Origin of the sequence: Microvirga arvi (genome assembly GCF_016892765.1) — a bacterium.
Classification (GTDB): Bacteria; Pseudomonadota; Alphaproteobacteria; order Rhizobiales; family Beijerinckiaceae; genus Microvirga; species Microvirga arvi.
In genome coordinates, this window is the sequence record NZ_JAFEMD010000002.1 from 58956 (window position 1) to 79362 (window position 20407).

At 63.9% G+C, this 20407-nt stretch carries 19 protein-coding genes; 12 read left to right on the plus strand and 7 right to left on the minus strand.

The window, feature by feature from the left end; all coding sequences use genetic code 11:
* Positions 1-20: 20 nt before the first annotated feature.
* A complete protein-coding gene (locus tag ILT44_RS01605; protein WP_204237803.1) occupies positions 21-1808 on the minus strand; it encodes a tetratricopeptide repeat protein in 1788 nt (595 codons plus the stop codon).
* Between the two features lie 362 nt (positions 1809-2170).
* On the minus strand, positions 2171-3835 hold the full coding sequence (locus ILT44_RS01610) for an electron transfer flavoprotein-ubiquinone oxidoreductase (protein ID WP_204237804.1): 1665 nt from the start codon (positions 3833-3835) through the stop codon (positions 2171-2173).
* A 376-nt stretch (positions 3836-4211) separates the two neighbouring features.
* On the opposite strand from ILT44_RS01610, the gene ILT44_RS01615 reads away from it, so the two are divergent.
* The 3 genes from ILT44_RS01615 (at position 4212) to ypfJ (ending at position 6627) form a co-directional block, all read left to right on the plus strand.
* Positions 4212-4778, plus strand: a complete 567-nt coding sequence (locus ILT44_RS01615) for a methylated-DNA--[protein]-cysteine S-methyltransferase (protein ID WP_204237805.1) — start codon at positions 4212-4214, stop codon at positions 4776-4778.
* 69 nt (positions 4779-4847) lie between these two features.
* A complete protein-coding gene (locus tag ILT44_RS01620; RefSeq protein ID WP_204237806.1) occupies positions 4848-5672 on the plus strand; it encodes a uracil-DNA glycosylase in 825 nt (274 codons plus the stop codon).
* An 88-nt stretch (positions 5673-5760) separates the two neighbouring features.
* Entirely contained in the window at positions 5761-6627 is an 867-nt protein-coding gene (ypfJ, locus tag ILT44_RS01625; protein ID WP_204237807.1) for a KPN_02809 family neutral zinc metallopeptidase, read from the plus strand.
* Positions 6628-6720: 93 nt separating this feature from the next.
* On the opposite strand, the gene ILT44_RS01630 is transcribed toward ypfJ, so the two are convergent.
* Complete coding sequence (locus tag ILT44_RS01630) at positions 6721-7314, minus strand: cupin domain-containing protein (protein WP_204237808.1); 594 nt, start codon at positions 7312-7314, stop codon at positions 6721-6723.
* Between the two features lie 291 nt (positions 7315-7605).
* On the opposite strand from ILT44_RS01630, the gene moaB reads away from it, so the two are divergent.
* Positions 7606-8160: a molybdenum cofactor biosynthesis protein B gene (moaB, locus tag ILT44_RS01635; protein ID WP_204237809.1), complete on the plus strand. Its 555-nt coding sequence runs from the start codon at positions 7606-7608 to the stop codon at positions 8158-8160.
* An 18-nt stretch (positions 8161-8178) separates the two neighbouring features.
* On the opposite strand, the gene ILT44_RS01640 is transcribed toward moaB, so the two are convergent.
* Complete coding sequence (locus tag ILT44_RS01640; RefSeq protein ID WP_204237810.1) at positions 8179-8940, minus strand: hypothetical protein; 762 nt, start codon at positions 8938-8940, stop codon at positions 8179-8181.
* A gap of 7 nt (positions 8941-8947) precedes the next feature.
* Complete coding sequence (locus tag ILT44_RS01645) at positions 8948-9439, minus strand: glycosyltransferase family 2 protein (RefSeq protein ID WP_204237811.1); 492 nt, start codon at positions 9437-9439, stop codon at positions 8948-8950.
* A gap of 263 nt (positions 9440-9702) precedes the next feature.
* Here ILT44_RS01645 and ILT44_RS01650 point away from each other — a divergent pair, with 263 nt between their 5' ends.
* The 5 genes from ILT44_RS01650 (at position 9703) to ILT44_RS01670 (ending at position 15845) form a co-directional block, all read left to right on the plus strand.
* Positions 9703-10788: a PA0069 family radical SAM protein gene (locus ILT44_RS01650; protein ID WP_239467848.1), complete on the plus strand. Its 1086-nt coding sequence runs from the start codon at positions 9703-9705 to the stop codon at positions 10786-10788.
* A 123-nt stretch (positions 10789-10911) separates the two neighbouring features.
* Complete coding sequence (gene rnhB, locus ILT44_RS01655; RefSeq protein ID WP_204237813.1) at positions 10912-11553, plus strand: ribonuclease HII; 642 nt, start codon at positions 10912-10914, stop codon at positions 11551-11553.
* Positions 11554-11712: 159 nt separating this feature from the next.
* Entirely contained in the window at positions 11713-12909 is a 1197-nt protein-coding gene (locus ILT44_RS01660) for a site-specific DNA-methyltransferase (protein ID WP_204237814.1), read from the plus strand.
* A 150-nt stretch (positions 12910-13059) separates the two neighbouring features.
* Entirely contained in the window at positions 13060-14037 is a 978-nt protein-coding gene (locus ILT44_RS01665; protein ID WP_204237815.1) for an ABC transporter substrate-binding protein, read from the plus strand.
* Positions 14034-15845: an ABC transporter permease gene (locus ILT44_RS01670; RefSeq protein WP_204237816.1), complete on the plus strand. Its 1812-nt coding sequence runs from the start codon at positions 14034-14036 to the stop codon at positions 15843-15845. The genes ILT44_RS01665 and ILT44_RS01670 overlap by 4 nt, the downstream gene beginning before the upstream one ends.
* A gap of 195 nt (positions 15846-16040) precedes the next feature.
* On the opposite strand, the gene ILT44_RS01675 is transcribed toward ILT44_RS01670, so the two are convergent.
* Positions 16041-16772 (minus strand): aspartate/glutamate racemase family protein, encoded by a 732-nt coding sequence (locus tag ILT44_RS01675; RefSeq protein ID WP_204237817.1) that lies wholly within the window; start codon positions 16770-16772, stop codon positions 16041-16043.
* 272 nt (positions 16773-17044) lie between these two features.
* Between ILT44_RS01675 and ILT44_RS01680 the strand changes: the two genes are divergently transcribed.
* On the plus strand, positions 17045-17941 hold the full coding sequence (locus tag ILT44_RS01680; protein ID WP_204237818.1) for a LysR family transcriptional regulator: 897 nt from the start codon (positions 17045-17047) through the stop codon (positions 17939-17941).
* A gap of 62 nt (positions 17942-18003) precedes the next feature.
* On the opposite strand, the gene mutY is transcribed toward ILT44_RS01680, so the two are convergent.
* Positions 18004-19122, minus strand: a complete 1119-nt coding sequence (mutY, locus tag ILT44_RS01685) for an A/G-specific adenine glycosylase (protein WP_204237819.1) — start codon at positions 19120-19122, stop codon at positions 18004-18006.
* 57 nt (positions 19123-19179) lie between these two features.
* Here mutY and ILT44_RS01690 point away from each other — a divergent pair, with 57 nt between their 5' ends.
* Complete coding sequence (locus ILT44_RS01690; protein WP_204237820.1) at positions 19180-19689, plus strand: DUF721 domain-containing protein; 510 nt, start codon at positions 19180-19182, stop codon at positions 19687-19689.
* Between the two features lie 71 nt (positions 19690-19760).
* The gene (locus tag ILT44_RS01695; RefSeq protein ID WP_204237821.1) at positions 19761-20399 is read left to right on the plus strand and encodes a DsbA family protein; all 639 of its coding nucleotides are present in this window, start codon (positions 19761-19763) and stop codon (positions 20397-20399) included.
* Positions 20400-20407 lie beyond the last annotated feature (8 nt).

A 20407-nucleotide genomic window follows, 5' to 3' on the forward strand; every position in this document is an offset into this window, starting at 1 on the left:
ATCATAGATAGACAAAGACCTTACCCGCCGTTCTGCTTCGGCGCTTCCGGCTGAGGGGCAGGAACGTTCTCCGCGGCTGTCGGCTTCGGCTCCTCTTCGAGGCCGTTGTCGATCTTCTTGAGGATCTTCACCAGCTCCTCGTGCTCCGGATCCGAGTTCTTGGCGTGGTCCCACTGGAACTTTGCCTCGAGCTTGCGGCCGATTCTCCAATAGGCATCGCCCAGGTGGTCGTTGATGGTGGCATCGCCCGGCTTCAGCTCGACCGCCTTCTCGAGCTCGCGCACGGCATCCTCGTAGCGGCCCATGCGATAATAGGCCCAGCCGAGGGAATCGATGATCATGCCGTCGCGGGGCGCGAGTTCCACGGCCTTCGTGAGCATCTTGAAGGCTTCGTCGATGTTCATGTTCTGATCGACCCAGGAATAGGCGAGATAGTTCATCACCTGGGCCCGGGCGGCCGTCAGGCCTTCGGGAGCGAGCTCCATGGCCTTCTTCAGGTCGGCCTCGGCCTTGTCCCACTGCTTCGCGCGCTCATAGGAGGTGCCGCGGTAGAAGAACAGGATCCAGTGGCCGCGCTCCGGCTGGCCGATCAGCTTGATGGCCTTGTCGTAGGTTTCGGCAGCCTCGGCGAACTTCTTGCGCGAGCGCTGCACGTTGCCCAGCGCCATGACGACATCCACGTCGTCAGGGTTCTCCTTCATGAGCTTCTCAAGGTGGGCGATGGCGTCTTCGCTCTGTCCCATCAGCTCGAAATTGTGACCGATGGAAATATCGGCGCTCGTGCGCACAGGCGAATCCTTGGGAATCCGCGCGAAGATCGCGTTGGCCTTGTCGTACTGCTTCAGCCGCTCGTAGACGTCGCCGAGGGTGACGAGGGCCAGTGCATGATCCGGCTTCAGATCGAGGCCGAGGCGCAGATAGATGATCGCCGTCAGCTCGTCGCCCTGCGTGTTGCCGACGACGCCGAGACCGTAGAGCAGCTCCGCCGCACCCTCCTGCGCATTGGTGACGAGCGGCATGAGGGGCTTGCCCTCCTCCAGCGTCTTCATGGCGGTCCGCACGATCGGGTGACGCGGCGCCACCTCGTCGAAAGCCTTGTAGACCTTCAGAGCCTCGTCCTTGCGGCCCCGCTTGGCGAGGAAGCGGCCATAGGCGTCGACCACCTGCAGGGTGTTGCGCTCACCCTCGTAAGCCGCCTTGAAGCGCTTCTCCGCCTCGGCCGGGTTGCCGGTCACGTCCGCGATCAGGGCGGCGTGGTATTCCCTGAACTGGTCGAAGGCGCGCTCGTTCTTGAGCCTGTCGACGGTGGCGAGCGCCTGCTTGCCGTCCTTGGATCCGGCATGGGTCCATGCGCTCAGGAGCGTCGCCGTTAGGTCAGCCTGGCGGCCGCGGATGCTCTTGGAGAGCCGAGTCCGGGCATCGGCATATTTCTGGTTCTTGATGGCGCGGACGCTCAAGGCGAACTGCGCGAGGTTGTTCGAGCCGTCCTGCCCTGACAGCCGCTCGGCCGCCCTGATTGCATCCGGCATGGAGCCGTTGGCGAGGAAGGCCACGAAGGCGCGCTCAAGAAGCTCCTGGTTGCGGGGATCTTCCTGGATAGCCTGGCGGAAGAAGACCGTCGCAGCCTCCGTATCCCGGGCGGAACCCGCGACATAGGCCGACAGGAAATTGCCCTCGAGGCTCAGAGCCGGCTGCAGAACTTCGTCACCGGCGGCGTTCGCCACGGCAGCGGGGGCCGTCAGCAGGCTGGCAGCCATCAACAGAGCAGGCAAGCCCTTGCGGGACTTAAGAATTTTCAATGTGGGCACGAAGCGCGGCTCCAATCATCGCGACATCTCTTCAAAAAGGGGATGTGCGCCAAATCAGGCCGGAGAATGGCGCCTCCCTCCTGTGGCCGCAAGGGGAAGATTGCCGCTGGGGCGTAAAAGGCGCGTGAGGGGGCTCTTCTTGCATCCCCAGGCGGAGAGGGATCGAGGCTGGGGGTCGGAACGTCAGGGCGCTGTGCTCGGTAATCTCGTCCACCACGTCATCACCGGCCTTGTGCCGGTGATCCCGATGCTGCTGAGCGCCATGCTTCTCCGTACCGAGATGGCCGGGACAGGTCTGGCCATGACGGAAAGGTCTCACCTAGCCCCTGCCCTCGAGGAGAAGAGAATTGAGAGGGATGCCCTCACATATTCACATAATTCGGCCCGCCACCGCCTTCGGGGGTGACCCAGTTGATGTTCTGGTTCGGGTCCTTGATGTCGCAGGTTTTGCAGTGGACGCAGTTCTGAGCGTTGATCTGGTAGCGCACGCCCCCCTCGCCCTCGACCCATTCATAGACGCCCGCCGGGCAGTAGCGCTGCGAGGGGCCACCGAACACATCGTGCTCCGAGCCCTTCTGCAGGCTCATGTCCTTGACCTTGAGATGGACCGGCTGGTCCTCCTCGTGGTTGGTGTTGGACAGGAACACCGAGGAGAGCTTGTCGAAGGTCAGCACCCCGTCCGGCTTATCGTACTTGATCGGCTTGACAGACGAGAGCGGCAGCAGGCACTCGTGGTCGGGCTTGCCGTGGCTCATGGTGCCGAAGGGCGACCAGCCGAAGATCTCAGTCAGCCACATGTCGAGCCCGCCGAGCGCCACGCCGGCCGTCGTGCCGTATTTCGACCAGAGCGGCTTGACGTTGCGCACCCGCTTGAGGTCGTAGCCGATGGGCGAGGCACGCCAGGATTCCTCGTAAGCTGAGACCTCGTCATGGGCCCGCCCCGCCTGCAGGGCCGCAAACACGTGATCGGCGCAGAGCATGCCCGACAGGATGGCGTTGTGGCTGCCCTTGATGCGCGGCACGTTCACGAAGCCGGCGGAGTCGCCCACGAGGCAGCCGCCCGGGAACGAGAGGCGCGGCACCGACTGCCAGCCGCCTTCCATGATGGCGCGCGCGCCGTAGCCGATGCGCTTTCCGCCCTCGAACACGTCGCGCACCATCGGGTGGGTCTTGAAGCGCTGGAACTCGTCGAAGGGCGACAGGGTCGGGTTCTTGTAGTTGAGGTGCACCACGAAGCCGACGGACACGAGGTTGTCGTCGAAATGGTAGAGCCAGGAGCCGCCGCCGGCATTGTTCGGCAGCGGCCAGCCCATGGAGTGGCGCACCAGCCCTGGCCGGAAGTGCTCGGGCTTGACCTGCCACAGCTCCTTGATGCCGATGCCGTATTTCTGGTGGTCGCGGTCCTGGTTGAGGCCGAAGCGCTCGACCATCTGCTTGGTGAGCGAGCCCCGCGCCCCTTCGCCGAAGATCGTGTACTTGGCGCGCAGCTCCATGCCGCGGGTGAAGTTGGCGTTGGGCTCGCCATTGCGGCTGATGCCCATGTCGCCGGTGGCCACTCCCACCACCTTGCCGTCGTCGATCAGGACCTCGGCGGCCGGGAAGCCCGGATAAATCTCGACGCCGAGCTCCTCCGCCTTGCGGCCGAGATAGCGGGCAACGTTGCCGAGCGAGCCGACGAAGTTGCCGTGGTTGTTCATGAGCTTGGGCATGAACACGTTGGGCAGCTTCACCCCGCCGGCATGGCCCAGATACATGAACTCGTCGGCGGTGACTTCCGTCTTGAGGGGACGGTCGGGATCGGAGCGCCACTCGGGCAGAAGACCGTCGAGGCCGATCGGGTCGATCACCGCGCCGGACAGGATGTGCGCGCCGACCTCGGAGCCCTTCTCGACCACGACCACGGAGAGGTCCGCTCCTGCCTCGGCCGCCTGCTGCTTGAGCCGGATGGCAGTCGCCAGGCCCGCAGGACCTGCGCCCACGACGACGACGTCGAATTCCATCGATTCACGGGCGGGCAGATCGGCCATGGCTTCCTCCTGATACGCAGTTCAACGCTTGAGCGGATGGATGGTTTACATATGAACTATCTGTCCGATTTCTCAAGCCGTTCTTATCAACTCACTCTCCTAGCTGCATTGCCGCGATGCTGAAAGTTCCCTTTCCGCATAAGGTTATGCTCAAACCCGATCATCGTCTGATTTGAGGGAGAATCGTCAGCTCGCTCTGGCGCACCGTGCGGACCCGAAGGGCCGCGCTCAACGATGCGCCGCTTAAGAATGAGCATCGGATGGATCCCAAAAGTGCAAGTCCACTTTTGGGTCCGAGGCTCAAGCAGGGCAGTTGTATCAGTGGGAAAAGACCATCTCGAGTTGTTCGACAGCGACGGGAGGTTTACAAAAGGGCATGCAGGATCAGCCGTCCCACCACGCAGCGTTCTATACGCTTTTCGAGACTTCCATCGGCCTTTGTGGGCTGGCCTGGAACGAGCGTGGCGTGGTCGGCTTTCAGCTCCCCGAGGACAGCCCATCCAAGACCCGTGCCCGCCTTGCCAGGCGCTTTCCCGGGATCGTCGAAGCCCCGCCGCCATCGGACATCCAGGGCATCACCGCCGATGTGACGGCCCTGCTCCAGGGCGATGCGCGGGATTTGTCTGCCGTGCCGCTGGACATGGACGGCGTGCCGGATTTCGACCGCCGTGTCTACGAGATTGCCCGCGGGATCCCACCGGGCCGCGTGCTGACCTATGGTGAGGTTGCCTCCCGACTGGGCATCAACAACGCTCGCGCCATAGGCCAGGCTCTCGGGCGCAATCCGTTTGCCATCATTGTGCCCTGTCACCGGGTCGTTGCAGCGGACGGCAAGCTCGGAGGTTTCTCGGCCAATGGCGGCGCCGCGACCAAGCGTCGGCTCCTTGCCATTGAAGGTGCCAGACGTGACGAGAACCCGACACTCTTCGATCTGATTTCGTGAGAATAGGACCCATTGGGTTCTTCGCAGACCTGAGTTGTCCACAGCCCCTTGAATGCTTACATACGGATCATGCAGGATCTCCCCTCCGACCGTGACGCTCTCCAGGCGCTCCTCGACTTCCATGTCGAGGCGGGGGTGGACCTTGCGCTCGACGAAACTCCGCACAACCGCTTCGCCGAGCCGAAATCCAAGCCTGCTCAGCCAAAGGTTTCCCCGCCCAAGGCCGAACCGGCCAAACCCACCTCTCCTCCCCGCGCCCTTCCGAAGGCGGCTGCGAGCGCTCCCGAGGAGGTGGCGAGCCTCGCTCGCGAGCAGGCGCGCCATGCACAATCGCTGGAGGAGCTTGAGGCGATCCTGGCGGGCTTCGACGGCTGCACGCTGAAGTTCTCCGCCAAGAACCTCGCTTTTGCCGACGGCAACCCGGAAGGCCGAGTGATGCTGGTGGGCGAGGCTCCCGGTGCGGACGAGGACCGGATCGGCAAGCCGTTCATGGGCCGGTCGGGGCAGCTGCTCGACCGCATGCTCGCCACGATCGGGCTCGACCGCTCCCAGGTTTATGTGGCCAACATCGTGCCCTGGCGTCCGCCTGGCAACCGCACGCCGACACCCCAGGAAATCGCCATCTGCAAGCCCTTCATCACGCGGCAGATCGAATTGGCGAGCCCGGAACTCCTGCTCTGCCTCGGCGGGCCTGCGGCTCAGAACCTGCTCGGCATCAAGGAGGGAATCCTGCGCACGCGCGGACGCTGGTTCACCTACAAGACCGAGGACGGACGCGAGATCCGGGCGCTTCCGACCCTGCACCCGGCCTATCTCCTGCGCCAGCCCCTGCAGAAGCGCCTTGGCTGGCGGGATTTCCAGGCCCTGCGGCGGGCATTGGACGGCAAGGAGTAGGCTACCCCATCAACCGTCTTCGGAACCGGTTGATATGCTCACGCCTTAAGATCCTGCGGCATCCTGTGCTGCGGCTGGAAGGTGAATCATGCGCTGGGAAGACTTTCGAACCTCGTCCAATGTGGAAGACCGTCGCGGCATGGGCATGGCGGGCGGCGGGGGCCTCGGAATAGGAGCGATGGTGATCCTCGGCCTCGTCGGCTGGGCCCTCGGGATCGACCCCCGCATCCTGATCGGCGGCGCCGAGATGATGACGGGCGGCGGCTCCGGCTACCAGCAGCAACAGCAGGGCCGGCAGGGCGCACCGCAGGACGAGGCCGGGCGCTTCGCCTCTGCCATTCTCGGCAACACGGAAGACGTGTGGAACACGGTCTTTCCCCAGCAGGTCAATCGGCAGTACCAGGCACCGAAGCTCGTGCTCTTCTCGGATGCCACCCGCTCAGGCTGCGGCGGCGCGCAATCGGCCATGGGGCCGTTCTACTGCCCGCTCGATCAGACCGTCTACATCGACCTTTCCTTCTTCCAGGAGATGCAGCGCCGCTTCCGCGCCGGCGGCGACTTCGCCTATGCCTATGTGCTCGCCCACGAGGTCGGCCACCATGTGGAAAACCAGCTCGGCATCCTTCCGCGGGTACAGGAGCGCCAGCAGCAGGTCAGCCGGACGGAGGGCAACCAGCTCTCCGTGCGCGTCGAGCTGATGGCCGATTGCCTCGCCGGTGTCTGGGCGCACCATTCCGACCAGCGCTGGAAATCGCTTGAGCAGGGCGACATCGAGGAAGCCATTCGGGCGGCGGAAGCCATCGGCGACGACAGGCTGCAGAAGCAAAGCCAAGGCCGCGTGATGCCCGATTCCTTCACCCACGGCTCGTCCGAGCAGCGCGTGCGCTGGCTGACGACCGGCTTGAAGAGCGGGACGATCCAATCCTGCGACACGTTCCGGGCAAGCCGGCTTTAAGAGCGCTGAACGAACCTATCTCCGGATAGAGCCGGAGCCGTGCGGGCAGATCTGCGGATCGCCCTTCCAGGATAGACTCTTGGACAACGTACCTCAGTGGAGGTGAGCCGGTGATGAGAACGGCTTGGTCGAATCCACCACGAACAGCGCGAACTCCTTCAGTTCGGCTGAGCCGCTGCTCGACACTTCCATAGGTACGTCGCCTCCATGACCCACCAGCGTCTGACCGCTGGAGACCCGTGCCACGCCGTGTGGGGTCTTCTGGGTCAATTCCCCGGAGAGCACGTAAAACGCCTCCGAACCCGGATGGGTGTGTACGGACGTGACACTGCCGGGAGGACCGCCTGCCTCGTTGATGCGGAGAAGATACTGCGCGGCATTGATCCGAGGGAGCGGCCCGATTTCGGCGACCCGCTTGCCGCCTTTGGGGTCTTCTCCTGCGCGGCCAAGTTCGAAGAGCCAAACCTTGCCTTCTGACTCGGCGACGAGTCCGAATGGACCTGCGGCCGCTTGCGCCTGATCCTTGCTCTCGAAGGTGTCGATGCGCCAGAACAGGTCGCCTGCCGGCAACTCCGCCACCTTCTTCTCGACCAGCGGCTTGACGGAGAAGGCTTGCTGCGCGGTTGCCGGTGAGGACAGAATGAACAACCCTGGGACCAATGCTGCGATGAGCTTGCGTTTCATCATACAACCTCTCCAATGCTGGACGTGCTGCGGCACGAGTTTACGGATGCCCGTCAGGGCTCCGTTCGACTAAGTTGTACGCAATCTTCTGGTCGCGTTGGGTCAACGACCGGATGGTTTTCACGATGCGCCTTTTAAACCTCAAAATCCAGATGAAATAGGCTGCCAGAGGCTCTGGCTTCTTGCTTCGCTCACGCCAAAATGACGAGGCGGCGCCAGGCGGATATTGGCGACCCGGCAGCAAGCCGGGTATGACAGGGACGCTAATGCCTCCCTTAAGAATAGGCCCTCTCCATGCCCGGCATCGACGACACACTCCCCTTCGTTCCGCTCGGCATCGCCGTGCTGACCGTTTCCGACACGCGCTCGCTCGATGAGGACAAGTCCGGCGCGACGTTGGCGGAGCGGCTGGCGAAGGCAGGACACAGGCTCGCCGACCGCGCCATCGTGACGGATGACGTGGAGGCGATCCGCGGCAAGGTGCGGGCTTGGATCGCAGACGCAACCGTGGATGTGATCATCACCACGGGCGGCACGGGCTTTACCGGCCGCGACGTCACGCCCGAGGCCATCGAGCCCCTGTTCGACAAGCGCATGGAAGGCTTCTCGGCCGTCTTCCATCGCATTTCGTATGACAAGATCGGCACCTCGACGATCCAGTCGCGGGCCACCGCCGGCGTTGCAGGAACGACCTTCATCTTCGTGCTGCCGGGCTCGCCCGGCGCCTGCAAGGATGCCTGGGACGGCATCCTGTCCACGCAGCTCGACTACCGCTACCGGCCCTGCAACTTCGTCGAGATCATGCCGCGCCTCGACGAGCACCTGAAGCGTGGCAAGCTGAAGCGTTGAGCAGACAAGCCCGCTGCCTCATGTCAGCGAGACGGTCTCCGCAATCATGGAGTCGAGAACAAGGTCGTCACAGGCTCCCATGAGCCAGAGATGATCGATGTCGAACTGTAGGATCGTGCGATCCCACCAGCTTTCGATCAGCGAGGCGAGCGCCGCAGTCTCGTCGGCATCGAGATCGTCCGTCATGTTGTAGAAACCGACGACATAGAGATCGGTTTCGCGGCAGCCCAGGATGCCCTGAATCCGGCGGAAGACGTTCTCTCCCCTTCGGCTTTCGGGATAGGCTCGAAGGTACAGCCGGCCGCGATTGACGCTGCCGGAAAACAGCCCTCGCAGCTCGACATGAACGGGGCCGAGCGCGGCCAAGTCCTGCCGTTGCGATGGAGCAAGCACGGGCGGCTCTCCGGTTGAGAGCGAACCGCAGATCGTCGCATGCAGCTTGTCCTGGCGTCTGCCCAGCAGATCCCAGGCGATCTTGCGGGCAAACGGCGATGCTCTCATGGCCTCGTCCAATTCGCGGTAGGAGGGAGATCGCAGGAGAAGATCGCCTGGGATCGGCAGCACGAGGGAGAACACCCGCTCGTGCCGGCCCATGACGTAGGATGAGCCCTCGCGCGTCCTGATAACGCGCGGATGATCGGGAGCGACGAGCGGCAGGTGCGCGAGCCGATAGGTTTCGTCGAGAACGAGCCCCTCGCCGGAGGTGAAACGCGTCCGGCTGCGCTCGTAGCCAAGCTCGGGATCCTGGCAGAACAGGCGTGCAGGAGGGGAATGATTCATGGAGGGCTCAGCCGAAGACGGGATCGCGTTCGATGGTGGCGGAGAGCCGCACGGGCATGCGCGCCCTCACCTCGTTCGTCAACACCTGACGATGCACGAGATCGCCGCCGCGCACCCGTGATCCGGCAACCAGAGCGTTGAATGCGCTCAACAAGCCCGCCTGCCGACGCCGCATCCGCGCGAGCCCCTGCTCGGGGCTGGACAGGGCCACGAACCGGTCGAGCACCCGGATCCAGCCCTCCTGCGGAATGTCGCCGTCGTCGAGGCACAGGAGCCAGTCGCGCCGCGCGACCCGCGCACCCTCCGTCCAGGAGCCGCGCTCGGCCACGACCAGGGTCGCGCCGACGGCGTCGGCCACCTTCGCCAAGGTGTCATCCGGCCTGTCGGCCAGAATGACGGCGTCGCCGACGAGACCGGCGGCAACGGCGGGCACAAGGGCGCTCAAGGTAGCGGCGAGGGCCTCGGGCCCATGGGTCACGCGGATGAGAACGGTAATCATACGAACAGTATAGCTCCAGTTTTCCGGTCCGTCGCCAGGGCATCGTGCTGAAAAGTGGATCCGGTTTCTGCGCGAGGCTCTCACACATTCATTCAGGCTCTCTTGATTTTGTTCCTGTTTTGTTCTTAAGCTTGCAGCCTCCGTCGACAGATTCGCTCGAGGCTGCCATGACTGCCCGCCCCAAGGATCAAGGCTATGATCCCGCCCGTTCCAGGCCTGCGAAGCGAACGCCCCTGGAGGCGGCGGAGGCTGCCCGGCGGCGCATGGACGATCCGGCTTACCGCGTCGAGGTGGATCGCCGCCGCGGCCGTGGCGCTTCGGCCAACCCGACGGGGCGCTACGAGCCGGCGCAGCGCGAGACCTTCGACGATGGCTGGACCATCGAGGAGGAGCTGCCCTCCCTCCCCACCGAAGTGATCGTCGAAAAGCCGCGCACGATCATCACCAGGAACGATTCGCCCGACATCCTCTTCGAGAAGTCGATCAATCCGTATCGCGGCTGCGAGCACGGCTGCTCCTATTGCTTCGCCAGGCCCACCCACGCCTTCCAGGGCCTGTCCTCGGGTCTCGATTTCGAGACCAAGATCTTTGCCAAACCCAACGCGGCGGAGCTTCTGGAGAAGGAGCTGCGGGCCGCGAAGTACCAGCCGACCACCATTGCGCTCGGCTCGAACACCGACCCCTACCAGCCGGTGGAGCGGCGCTTCCGCATCACCCGCTCCATCCTCGAAGTGCTGAACCGGATGAATCACCCGGTCGGCATCGTGACGAAATCGGCCCTCGTCACCCGCGACATCGATATCCTGAGCCAGATGGCGGCAAGGCAGCTCGCCAAGGTCGCGATTTCGGTCACGACCCTCGACCCGAGGCTCGCCCGCCGCATGGAGCCCCGCGCCGCCACGCCCGCCAAGCGGCTCGAGACGATCCGCAGCCTCACCGGGGCGGGAATTCCTGTGACGGTGCTGGTCGCCCCCATCATTCCGGCGATCAACGATCACGAGATCGAGGCCATCCTGAAGGCCTGCACGGAGGCCGGCGCGCAGGAGGCCGGCTATGTGCTCCTGCGCCTGCCGCACGACCTCAAGGACCTGATGCGCGACTGGCTCGTCGAGCATTACCCGGACAAGCTCAAGCACGTCTTTACGCTGCTGCAGGAGGCGCGCGGCGGCAAGGATTACGATGCCGAGTGGAGCACCCGCCAGTCAGGCGTCGGCCCCTATGCCTGGATGCTCGGCCGCCGCTTCGAGACCGCGGCCGAGCGGCTCGGGCTCAACAAGCGGTCCTTGAGGCTGCGCACGGACCTGTTCAATGTGCCGCCGAAAGAGACGGGTCAGCTGAGTTTGTTTTGAGGCTTCGCCCTTGCTGTCATCCCAGGGCTGCGGAGCAGAGCCCGGGATGACGCGGGAGGCTGCGACTCTTCTGAACGCTCCTAAGGGGTGACAGGGCGTCCGCCTTACCGCTTTGATCTGCCTATGACCGCACCGATTCGCGCTCCTCGACTTCCTGACCTCGGCCTCAGCCGCGAGCTTTGTGCCCGCGCTGAGGGCTACACATGCATCGCCGGGCTCGACGAGGTCGGGCGCGGGCCGCTGGCGGGGCCGGTGGTGTCGGCGGCGGTGGTGCTCGATCTCGACAATGTCCCTCAGGGCCTCGCCGATTCGAAGGTGCTCACGGCAGCCAGGCGCGAGGCGCTGTTCGCCGAGATTCTGGCGACGTCGCGAGTGGGCATCGCCTCGGTGTCGCATCAGGAAATCGATACCATCAATATCCGGCAGGCCTCGCTGCTTGCCATGTGCCGGGCGCTGGCGGCGCTCCCCTGCAAGCCGGATATGGCCCTCGTCGACGGCAACGACCCGCCGTGCCTTCCCTGCGCGACTGAAGCCGTGATCAAGGGTGATTCGAGCATCGCATCCATCGCAGCGGCCTCGATCGTCGCAAAAGTGGTCCGCGACCGCATGATGGCGAGGCTTGGGAACGCTTATCCTGCTTATGGTTTTGCCAGCAACGCGGGCTACAGCACCAAGGCGCATCTCTCGGCAGTCGCGAACGAGGGTCCTTGCCCCTTCCACCGCATGAGTTTTTCACCCTTGCGCCAAGGGTTACCGGACCTGTAACCGAACTTAACGCCCGTTAACTCAAAAAAATCCAATCTTATCAATGGGTAGGCAAGTTTTGCCGATCCAAAATATTTGGATTTCATCGGGTTTGGAAACCTCCTCTTTACCCTATCCCATCATGATCCTGAGTGTCAGTTGCGTAACCGGTGATCACCTATGGGTACCTTGCGTACCGGGGTTGCCGGCGCCGCCTCCCGGATCCATGTCTCGCGTACCGGGCGGTCTGCGCCGGCTCCTCGGACGGGGCGTAAAACGCCCCTCTCCGTTCTGCCTCCGTCTCTACCTCTCAATGAGATCCTTCTCGGCGATTGCATCGCCAATCTGGAGAAGCTCCCCCCTGAGAGCGTGGACGTGGTCTTCGCGGATCCGCCTTACAATCTCCAGCTCGAACAGGCACTCACGCGTCCTGACCAGAGCCTTGTCGACGCGGTCGACGACGACTGGGACAAGTTCGCGAGCTTTGCCGATTACGACGCGTTCACCCGCGCCTGGCTTCTCGCCGTGCGCCGCGTGATGAAGAAGAACGCGACGCTCTGGGTCATCGGCTCCTATCACAACATTTTCCGCGTGGGCTCGGCCCTGCAGGATCTGAACTTCTGGATCCTGAACGACATCGTGTGGCGCAAGGCCAATCCGATGCCGAACTTCAAGGGCCGCCGCTTCACCAACGCGCACGAGACCATGATCTGGGCCTCGAAGAGCGCTGATTCGAAGGGCTACACCTTCCATTACGATGCGCTGAAAGCCGGCAACGAAGACGTGCAGATGCGCTCGGACTGGTTCATCCCGATCTGCACGGGCGACGAGCGCCTGAAGGACGGGGATGGCCGCAAGGTGCACCCCACCCAGAAGCCGGAGGCGCTCCTTGCCCGCATCCTGCTCTCATCGTCCAACCCAGGCGACGTGGTGCTCGATCCGTTCTTCGGCTCCGGCACCACCGGCGCGGTCGCCAAGATGCTCGGGCGCAACTTCATCGGCCTCGAGCGCGATTCGACCTATGCCAAGGCGGCGCGCAAGCGCATCGATGCGGTCGAGCCGCTCTCCGACGTCTCGATTGCAGCAGCTCCCGAGAAGCGTACGGAAGTGCGCGTGCCCTTCCTCTCACTCATCGAGGCGGGCCATGTGAAGGCGGGCGAGACCCTGGTGGACGAGCGCCGCCGCCACAAGGCAGTGGTGCGCGCCGACGGGACGCTCGCCCTCGGCCCGATTGTCGGCTCGATCCACAAGATCGGTGCGCTGACGCAAGGGTTCCCCTCCTGCAACGGCTGGACCTTCTGGCATGTGGAGCGGGGCGGCAAGTTGGTCTCCATCGACGAGTTCCGGGCCAAGGTGCGGGCCGCGATGGCGGCTTAAGGCTTCACTGCGACATCGCAAAGCTGTGAAAGGGCTGGCCATGCGCTGGCCCTTTTCGCTATCTGCACTAGTCTTTTCGTCACGGAGGCGTCACTCAAGGCCGCTAGCGCAGGGACAGCCTTATCAGAAGCGAGGAACTGACCCGTGCCCATGAAGCGGATTCTTCTCACCCTGTTCGCCGCCCTCGTGCCTGCCTTCGCGCAGGCTCAAGGGGTTTCCGGCAACCTGGTGCTCTATACGAGCCAGCCCAACACCGACGCGCAGCAGACCATCGACGCCTTCAAGGCGAATCATCCGGGGGTCAACGTCACCTTCGTCCGCGACGGCACGCCGAAGATCCTCGCCAAGCTCAGCGCCGAGTTCGAGGCCGGCCAACCCCAGGCCGATGTGCTCCTGATCGCCGACAGCGTGACCATGGAGGGCCTCAAGAAGGACGACCGCCTGCTGGCGCATGAAAAGGCCGACACGTCCGCCTACCCCGCCGGCATGCATGATTCCAAAAAGTTCTGGTTCGCCACCAAGCTGATCACCACCGGCATCGCCTACAACACGAAGGCAGGCTTCAAGCCCTCCTCCTGGCTCGATCTCACGAAGCCCGAGGTCAAGGGCCAGCTTGTGATGCCGAGCCCCCTCACCTCGGGCGCAGCCCTCATCCACGCCGCGACTCTGACCGGCAATATCGAAGGCGGCTGGAAATATTACGAGGATCTCAAGGAGAACGAGGCGGTCGCCGGCGGCGGCAACGGCGATGTGCTGAAGCAGGTGGCTGGAGGCCAGAAGCTCTACGGCGTCATCGTCGACTACATGCCGATCCGCGAGAAGGCCAAGGGCGCGCCGATCGAGTTCGTGTTCCCGAAGGAAGGCGTTTCCGCCGTGTCCGAGCCCGTCGCCATCCTCAAGACCACGAAGAACCCCGACGCTGCCCGCGCCTTCGTCGATTTCATGCTCTCGAAGGAGGGGCAGGAGCTCGCGCTCAAGCAAGGCTACATCGCCGCTCACCCGGCCGTCGCGTTGCCGGCGGGCTACCCGCCGCGCGAGCAGATCAAGGTCATGGGCTTCGACGCGGCAAAGGCGCTTTCTGACGAGACCAAGAACAAGGCGGCCTTCGCCGATATCTTCGGACAGTGAGACAGCACATATCGACCAAGTCGTTCCTGGAGCGGGGAGGTTTCGGCCTCCTCGCTTTTGTCGCTCTGACCGTCCTCGCCTTCGACGTTCTGCCCGCGGCGCGACTGCTGCTGCAAGCACTGGCTCCGGGCGGCAGCTTCAATCCCGACGCGGCGCTCTCCGCCTTGTCGAGCCGCTCCGCCCTCAATGCCGCGCGGGCGAGCCTCGAGACCGCCTTCCTGTCGAGTCTGATCGCGCTGCCCCTCGGCGGCGCCGTGGCGCTGGCGCTCAGCGTCACCGACTTGCGCGGGCGGCGCATCGTCTCGTTCCTGTTCGTCCTGTCCGTGATGATCTCGCCGCAGGTGATGGCGCTGGCCTTTCTGCATCTCGCCGGTCCCGCCTCGCCGATCCTCAATACGCTGGGCCTCGCGCCTGAGGCCGGCAGCGCCAATCCGATGCTCGGGCGCGGCGGCATCGTCCTGGTCATGGGTCTTCACCACGCGCCCCTCGTCTATGTGGTCATGAGCGCCGGCCTGAAGCGCATCCCTTCCGCCGTCGTCGAGGCCGCCTGCATCGACGGCGCGCATCCGATGCGGATCGTCACCGATCATCTACTGCCGCTGCTGCGCCCGCATCTCGTCGGCGCAGCGCTGCTCGCCTTCGTCGCCGGCATCGGCAATTTCGGCATTCCCGCGCTGCTCGGCGCACCGGTGAACTACCTGACGCTGCCTGTTCTGATCTACCGCCGCCTGTCGAGTTTCGGCACCGGCGTTTTAAGCGACGTGGCGGCGCTCGGCCTCCTCGTGGCCATCATCGCCATCGTCTGCGTCGCAGCGAGTCAATTTCTGACGCGCCGCGGGGAAGTTCATCTGGAACAGGACGTGCCTCTTCAGCCCTTCTGGAAGCTCGGACGCGCGGGCGCGGCAGCCGAAGCTTTCGCCGGCATGGTGATTGCCGTCACCCTGATCCTGCCGATGCTGTCGCTCTTCACGGCCGCCCTCGTGCCGTCCTACGGCATGCCTCTGACCCTTTCGACGATCACCCTTGACAATTTCGTCGAGGTGCTGGCACGGCAGGACGTGACTGTCCGAGCCTTCCTGAACTCACTGCTTTACGCAGGCGGCGCGGCCTGCCTGCTGGCGACCTTCTCGATCCCGGTGGCCTACGGTCTCGTGAGGCTGATGGGGCCGGCGCGGATTCTGGCGACAGCGCTCCTCGAGATTTCCTATGTGCTGCCGGGCATCGTGCTCGCCATCGCCTGCATCCTGCTGTTCCTGAAGCCGCTGCCGCTCGTCGGCGTTTCGCTTTATGCGACCCCCTGGATCATCGTCTTCGCCTATCTGGCCCGCTTCCTGTCCGTGACGCTCAAGCCCGTGCTTGCGGGAATGGAGCAGATCGACATGGCGCAGGAGGAAGCGGCCGCCATCGACGGCGCCCGCCTGACGCAGCGACTCGTCGACATCGTCCTGCCGTCGCTGCTTCCGGCGGCCATTGCTGGCGGGTTGATGGCGTTCCTGCTCGCCTTCAGCGAACTGACCGTCTCGGCCCTGCTCTGGTCGGCAGGAACGGAAACCATCGGCGTCGTGCTCTACAACCTCGAAGAGGCGGGCCTTGGGAGCCAGGCCTCCGCCGTTGCTATCGTCACCGTCACCGTCGTCACGCTTGCCATGTTCACACTGAATGCATTGGGCCGGTACTTGCCCTCGGGAACCCTGCCCTGGCATTGCGAGACGGAAGGCGCGTTGGTCCCGGGCCACAGGCTGGGCCGAACCGGAATTCAGTCTGAGCCTACCGGACAAATTGAACCGAGGCCGGTTTTGAGCACATGAATTTTGACTTAGAGACCTGTCACAGCATCTTATCGTCGCCGGCTCGCTCCGACACGACGTGTGCGTCTTCATCGGTGCACCAACAGCAGCGGAAGATCGGGGCGGATCACATCTTATCCGTCTCCTGACGACCGAAGCGTGCTTGATGGCTGCAGAATACAAATCGACGATGCCAACTCTCTGCAGAGACTTCTTTTACTTCGCTCCGAGTGCAAAGGTGGCGATCGCGTCCACATGCAAAGCCGTGGTATCGAAAACAGGCAATTCGGGCAGATCACTCTGGTCAATCAGCAGGAAGATCTCCGTGCAGCCCAAGATCACGCCTTGGGCGCCGGCGCGGCGCATTTCGTCAACGGCTCGCAGGTATTCCCTCTTCGATTCAGGCCGCAGATCCCGCCGCACCAACTCGTCGAAGATGATCCGGTCGACAATCGTCATGTCCGCGGCGGAGGGGGCCACGATCTCCACTCCGAAGCGCTCCTTGTAGCGCTGCTTGAGTTCGGCCGAGCGCATGACCGACAGAGTCCCAAGCAGCCCGGCACGCGTGAGCCCCGCTCGCTTAATGGCCTCACCTGTTGGATCGGCAATGTGTATGAAAGGTGTTGCTCGGTCGGCCATGATCGGTTCGACAACACGGTGCATGGTGTTCGACACGCATGCGATCACATCCGATCCCGCCCGTTCCAGGCGCTCGATCTTTTCGGTCAGATAAGCCTTTGCTTCGTCCCAGAGATCGTTTCGGACGAAATGCTCGATATTTCCGAAATTGACCGAGACCATCACAATTTCTCCATTGTCCCAACCGCCGAGAGAAGCGTTCAGACGTTCGTTGAGGAGGCGGTAGTACTCGCCGGTGGCCTGATTGCTCATGCCACCGAGCACGCCAATGGTCTTCTGAGGGAGGGGCCGAGGATATGTCTGCGGCATCGCTAACCTATCGCTGAGAAGGGCTCATGGAGACGGCGAAGAGTCGGCCCAGAGCGGTCAAGCATGCGCATGAGCCCGCCCCATCATAGATATAGTGTATCATAATTTAGCTGAAGGCTAGTCTCGGCGGCCCTGCTCTCATCAGAACTGAAGAGGTCCCCTACGCGTCTGCCGGGCTGCCTGATGATGATATCTGCGCGATGGTGCGGCTTGTCCCCCAGGCCGGAACATTCCCCTATGCCGAACCCGGTTCAGCGATTTAGCATCCTCTCATGGCTCCTTCGTCTCTCGATCCCTTCCGCCTCGCCCTCACCGAACCATCCTGGGACGATCTGCGGATCTTTCTCGCCGTGGTGGCTCATGGATCGATGAACAGCGCCGCCAAGGCCCTGGGCCAGAGCCAGCCGACCATCGCGCGGCGCATCAAGGCGCTGGAGGAAACCTTCGGCCTATCGCTCTTCCAGCGCGGGCCCAACAACCTTGAGCTGACAGAAGCAGGGCACGCCGTTCTCGAAGCGGCGGCTCCCATGGGCAAAGCAGCCGCCATCGTGTCGCGCACGACCGCGGCCTACCGGCCCGATCCCGACGCACCGGTGCGGATCACGGCGACCGCCTCGGTCACCCTGTTCCTCTCGCTTCATTCGGCGGAGCTGCACGAGGCGGCGGCTCCCGTGGAGATCGCCTATATCCCGACCCGCCACAGGCTCGATCTCGCCTCCGGAGAGGCCGATATCGGCCTGAGGATGCGCACCTTGCCGGAGGGCACGGACGATCTCGTGGCGCGCAAGATCGGCCAGATCGCCTTCGCCATCTATGCCCGTACCGGGAACCCCACCGCTGTCATCGCCCCGCCGGAAGACCCGACCCTGTCGCGGCAGGCCGCCTACGTGGCCGAGTTCGCGCAAGGCCGCACCATCGCGGCCCGCATCGGCGACATGCCGATCCGCTATCAAGCCGCGAAGGCGGGTCTCGGAGCAGCCTTCCTACCGTGCTGGCTCGGCGACTCGGATCCCGATCTCGTCCAGGTGATGAAGCCGGAGGGCGACCTGATCGAGGATGTCTTCCTCGTCATGCACCGCCGCAGCCGAAACCGCCCTAACGTGACGCGGGTGGCGAATGCACTGGCGGCACTGTTCAAGCGAAATCAGAAGGCCCTTGTGGGCGGGTGAGACGGACATCTCTTCCCTCCCCCTTGCGGGGAGGGAATCTCAGCCGCTCAGCGGAATGGATTTCACGCACTCTCCGCCGGCTTCCACCCCGAAGCTTTCCCCTTTGCACCCGGCAGCTCGCCGAGCGCATGCGCCAGCACCTTCTTCATGGCGCCAGGCAGCGCTTCCTCGTGGAGTTGCAGGCGCGGCGTCCAGCGCATGTCCTCGGGGGCGGGCGTGCCCTTGGCGACCTTGGCGAAGAGCACCGTCAGCTCCAGCGGGAAATGGGTGAAGACGTGGCGGACCGTGCCGGGCAGGCGCTGCCAGCGGGCTTCGATCGGCGCGTCGAGGACGGCGCGGGAGGATGCGTAATCGGGCAGCCACTCGCTCGTCGGCGGCTCGGCCATGCCGCCGAGAAGCCCTTGCGGCGGGCGGGTGCGCAGCAGGATCGTGTCGTCGGCGCGAAGAACGACGAAGGCCGCGCCCTTGCGCAGCTGACCGGTTTCCTTCTTCTGCTTTTTCGGAAAGGTCTCCTGCAGGCCCTCGGCGCGGGCGCGGCAGGGCATCATCCACGGGCAGAGGGCACAGGCCGGGCGTTTGGGCGTGCAGATGGTGGCGCCGAGGTCCATCACCGCCTGGGCGAAGTCGCCTGGCCGATCGCCGGGCACCAGCTCCTCCGTGAGGGAGCGGATGAGGGGCTTTGCCTTCGGCAGCGGCTCCTCGACCATGAACACGCGGGACATGACCCTTTCCACATTGCCGTCCACAGCCGCCGCCTGCTCGTTGAAGGCGATGGCCGCCACGGCCGCAGCCGTATAGGCCCCGACGCCCGGAAGCTTCAGCAGTTCAGCCTCCGTCGCGGGAAAGCGGCCGCCATGCTTATCCACAACGGCCTTGGCGCAGGCGTGGAGGTTGCGGGCGCGGGAATAATAGCCGAGACCGGCCCAGGCATGCATCACGGCATCCGTAGGCGCCTCGGCCAGAGCCTCGACGCTCGGGAAACGCTCCAGGAATTTCAGGTAATAGGGTTTGACCGCCGTCACCGTCGTCTGCTGGAGCATGATCTCGGAAAGCCAGACGCGGTAAGGGTTTGCGGTCTCGCCCGGCCTGGCGCGCCACGGCAGGTCGCGCCGGTGACGGTCGTACCAGGCAAGAAGATCCTGCGGGTCGGGCTTGGTCGCGCTCGAAGCGGGCGTTAACATATGACGTGGAATAACGGTCCTGATCGCATATTCCAACGTGGCTTTTGGACATTCAACATGAGACGCCCGAGGCCCTTGGCCCGCCCCCTCGCCGAATTTCTCGACGTCTGCCTGTCCCCCAGCCTGGCGGCGCAGGGTTTTGCCACCGCCGATATCATCATGGCCTGGCCGGAGATCGTCGGCGAGCGGCTCGCCGCCTTCACCCAGCCGCTCAAGATCGAATGGAAGCGAAAAGCTCCCCATTCCGACCCGGAGGCGAGACCCGATCCGGCCACCCTCGTCATTCGGGTCGAAGGCGCCTTCGCCCTGGAACTCCAGCACCTCGCGCCCACCGTCATCGACCGGGTGAACACCTATTACGGCTGGCGCTGCATCGGGAAGATCGTGCTGAAACAAGGGCCCGTGCGGCGGGTTGAGAAGAAGCGTCCGACTTCTCCCGTTCTCACCCCGGCGGATCGGGAAAAGGTCGACAAGGCCGTCCAGCCCATCGAAGAGGAAGCCCTCAAGGCAGCCCTCGACCGGCTGGGCCAAGCGATCGTCAGCTCCGGTTCACGCACGAAAGCGTGAGATGGTGGCGCTTGCCTCGCAGGCCAAGGCATTCTACCGCAGAACGAAATCTCTTCAGGAGTTCCCTCACGATGATCACCCGGCGTCAGACGCTTCAGCTTCTCGGAACCGCAGCCGTCACCGCTTACCTTGCCGCGAGCCTGCCAGCCTTCGCCCAGAACGTGGCCGTCCAGGATCTCGCGGTTCAGGGTCCCCTCGGCGATGTGGCCTTAGGTCCCGAAAACGCCAAGGTGACCATCATCGAATATGCCTCGATGACCTGCTCCCACTGCGCCAACTTCCACAAGACCACCTGGCCGGAGCTGAAGAAGCGCTACATCGACACCGGCAAGGTGCGCTTCGTCCTGCGTGAATTCCCGCTCGACCCCCTCGCCACGGCCGGCTTCATGCTCGCCCGCTGCGACGGCAACGACAAGTACTACCCGATCACGGACCTGCTCTTCGAGCAGCAGCGGAACTGGGCCTTTGTGGACAAGCCGCTCGATGCCCTGCGCGGGCTCATGCGCCAGGCTGGTTTTTCACAGGAAAAATTTGATGCTTGCCTCAAGGACCAGAAACTATATGACGCAGTCAACGCGGTGAAGAACCGGGGTATGGAGCAGTTCCGTGTAGACTCCACGCCGACTTTCTTCATCAATGGTGAGCGTCATCCTGGAAGCCTGTCGATCGATGAGATTGAAAAGGTCATCAAGCCTCTGCTGGGAGAGTAAGTTCTCTC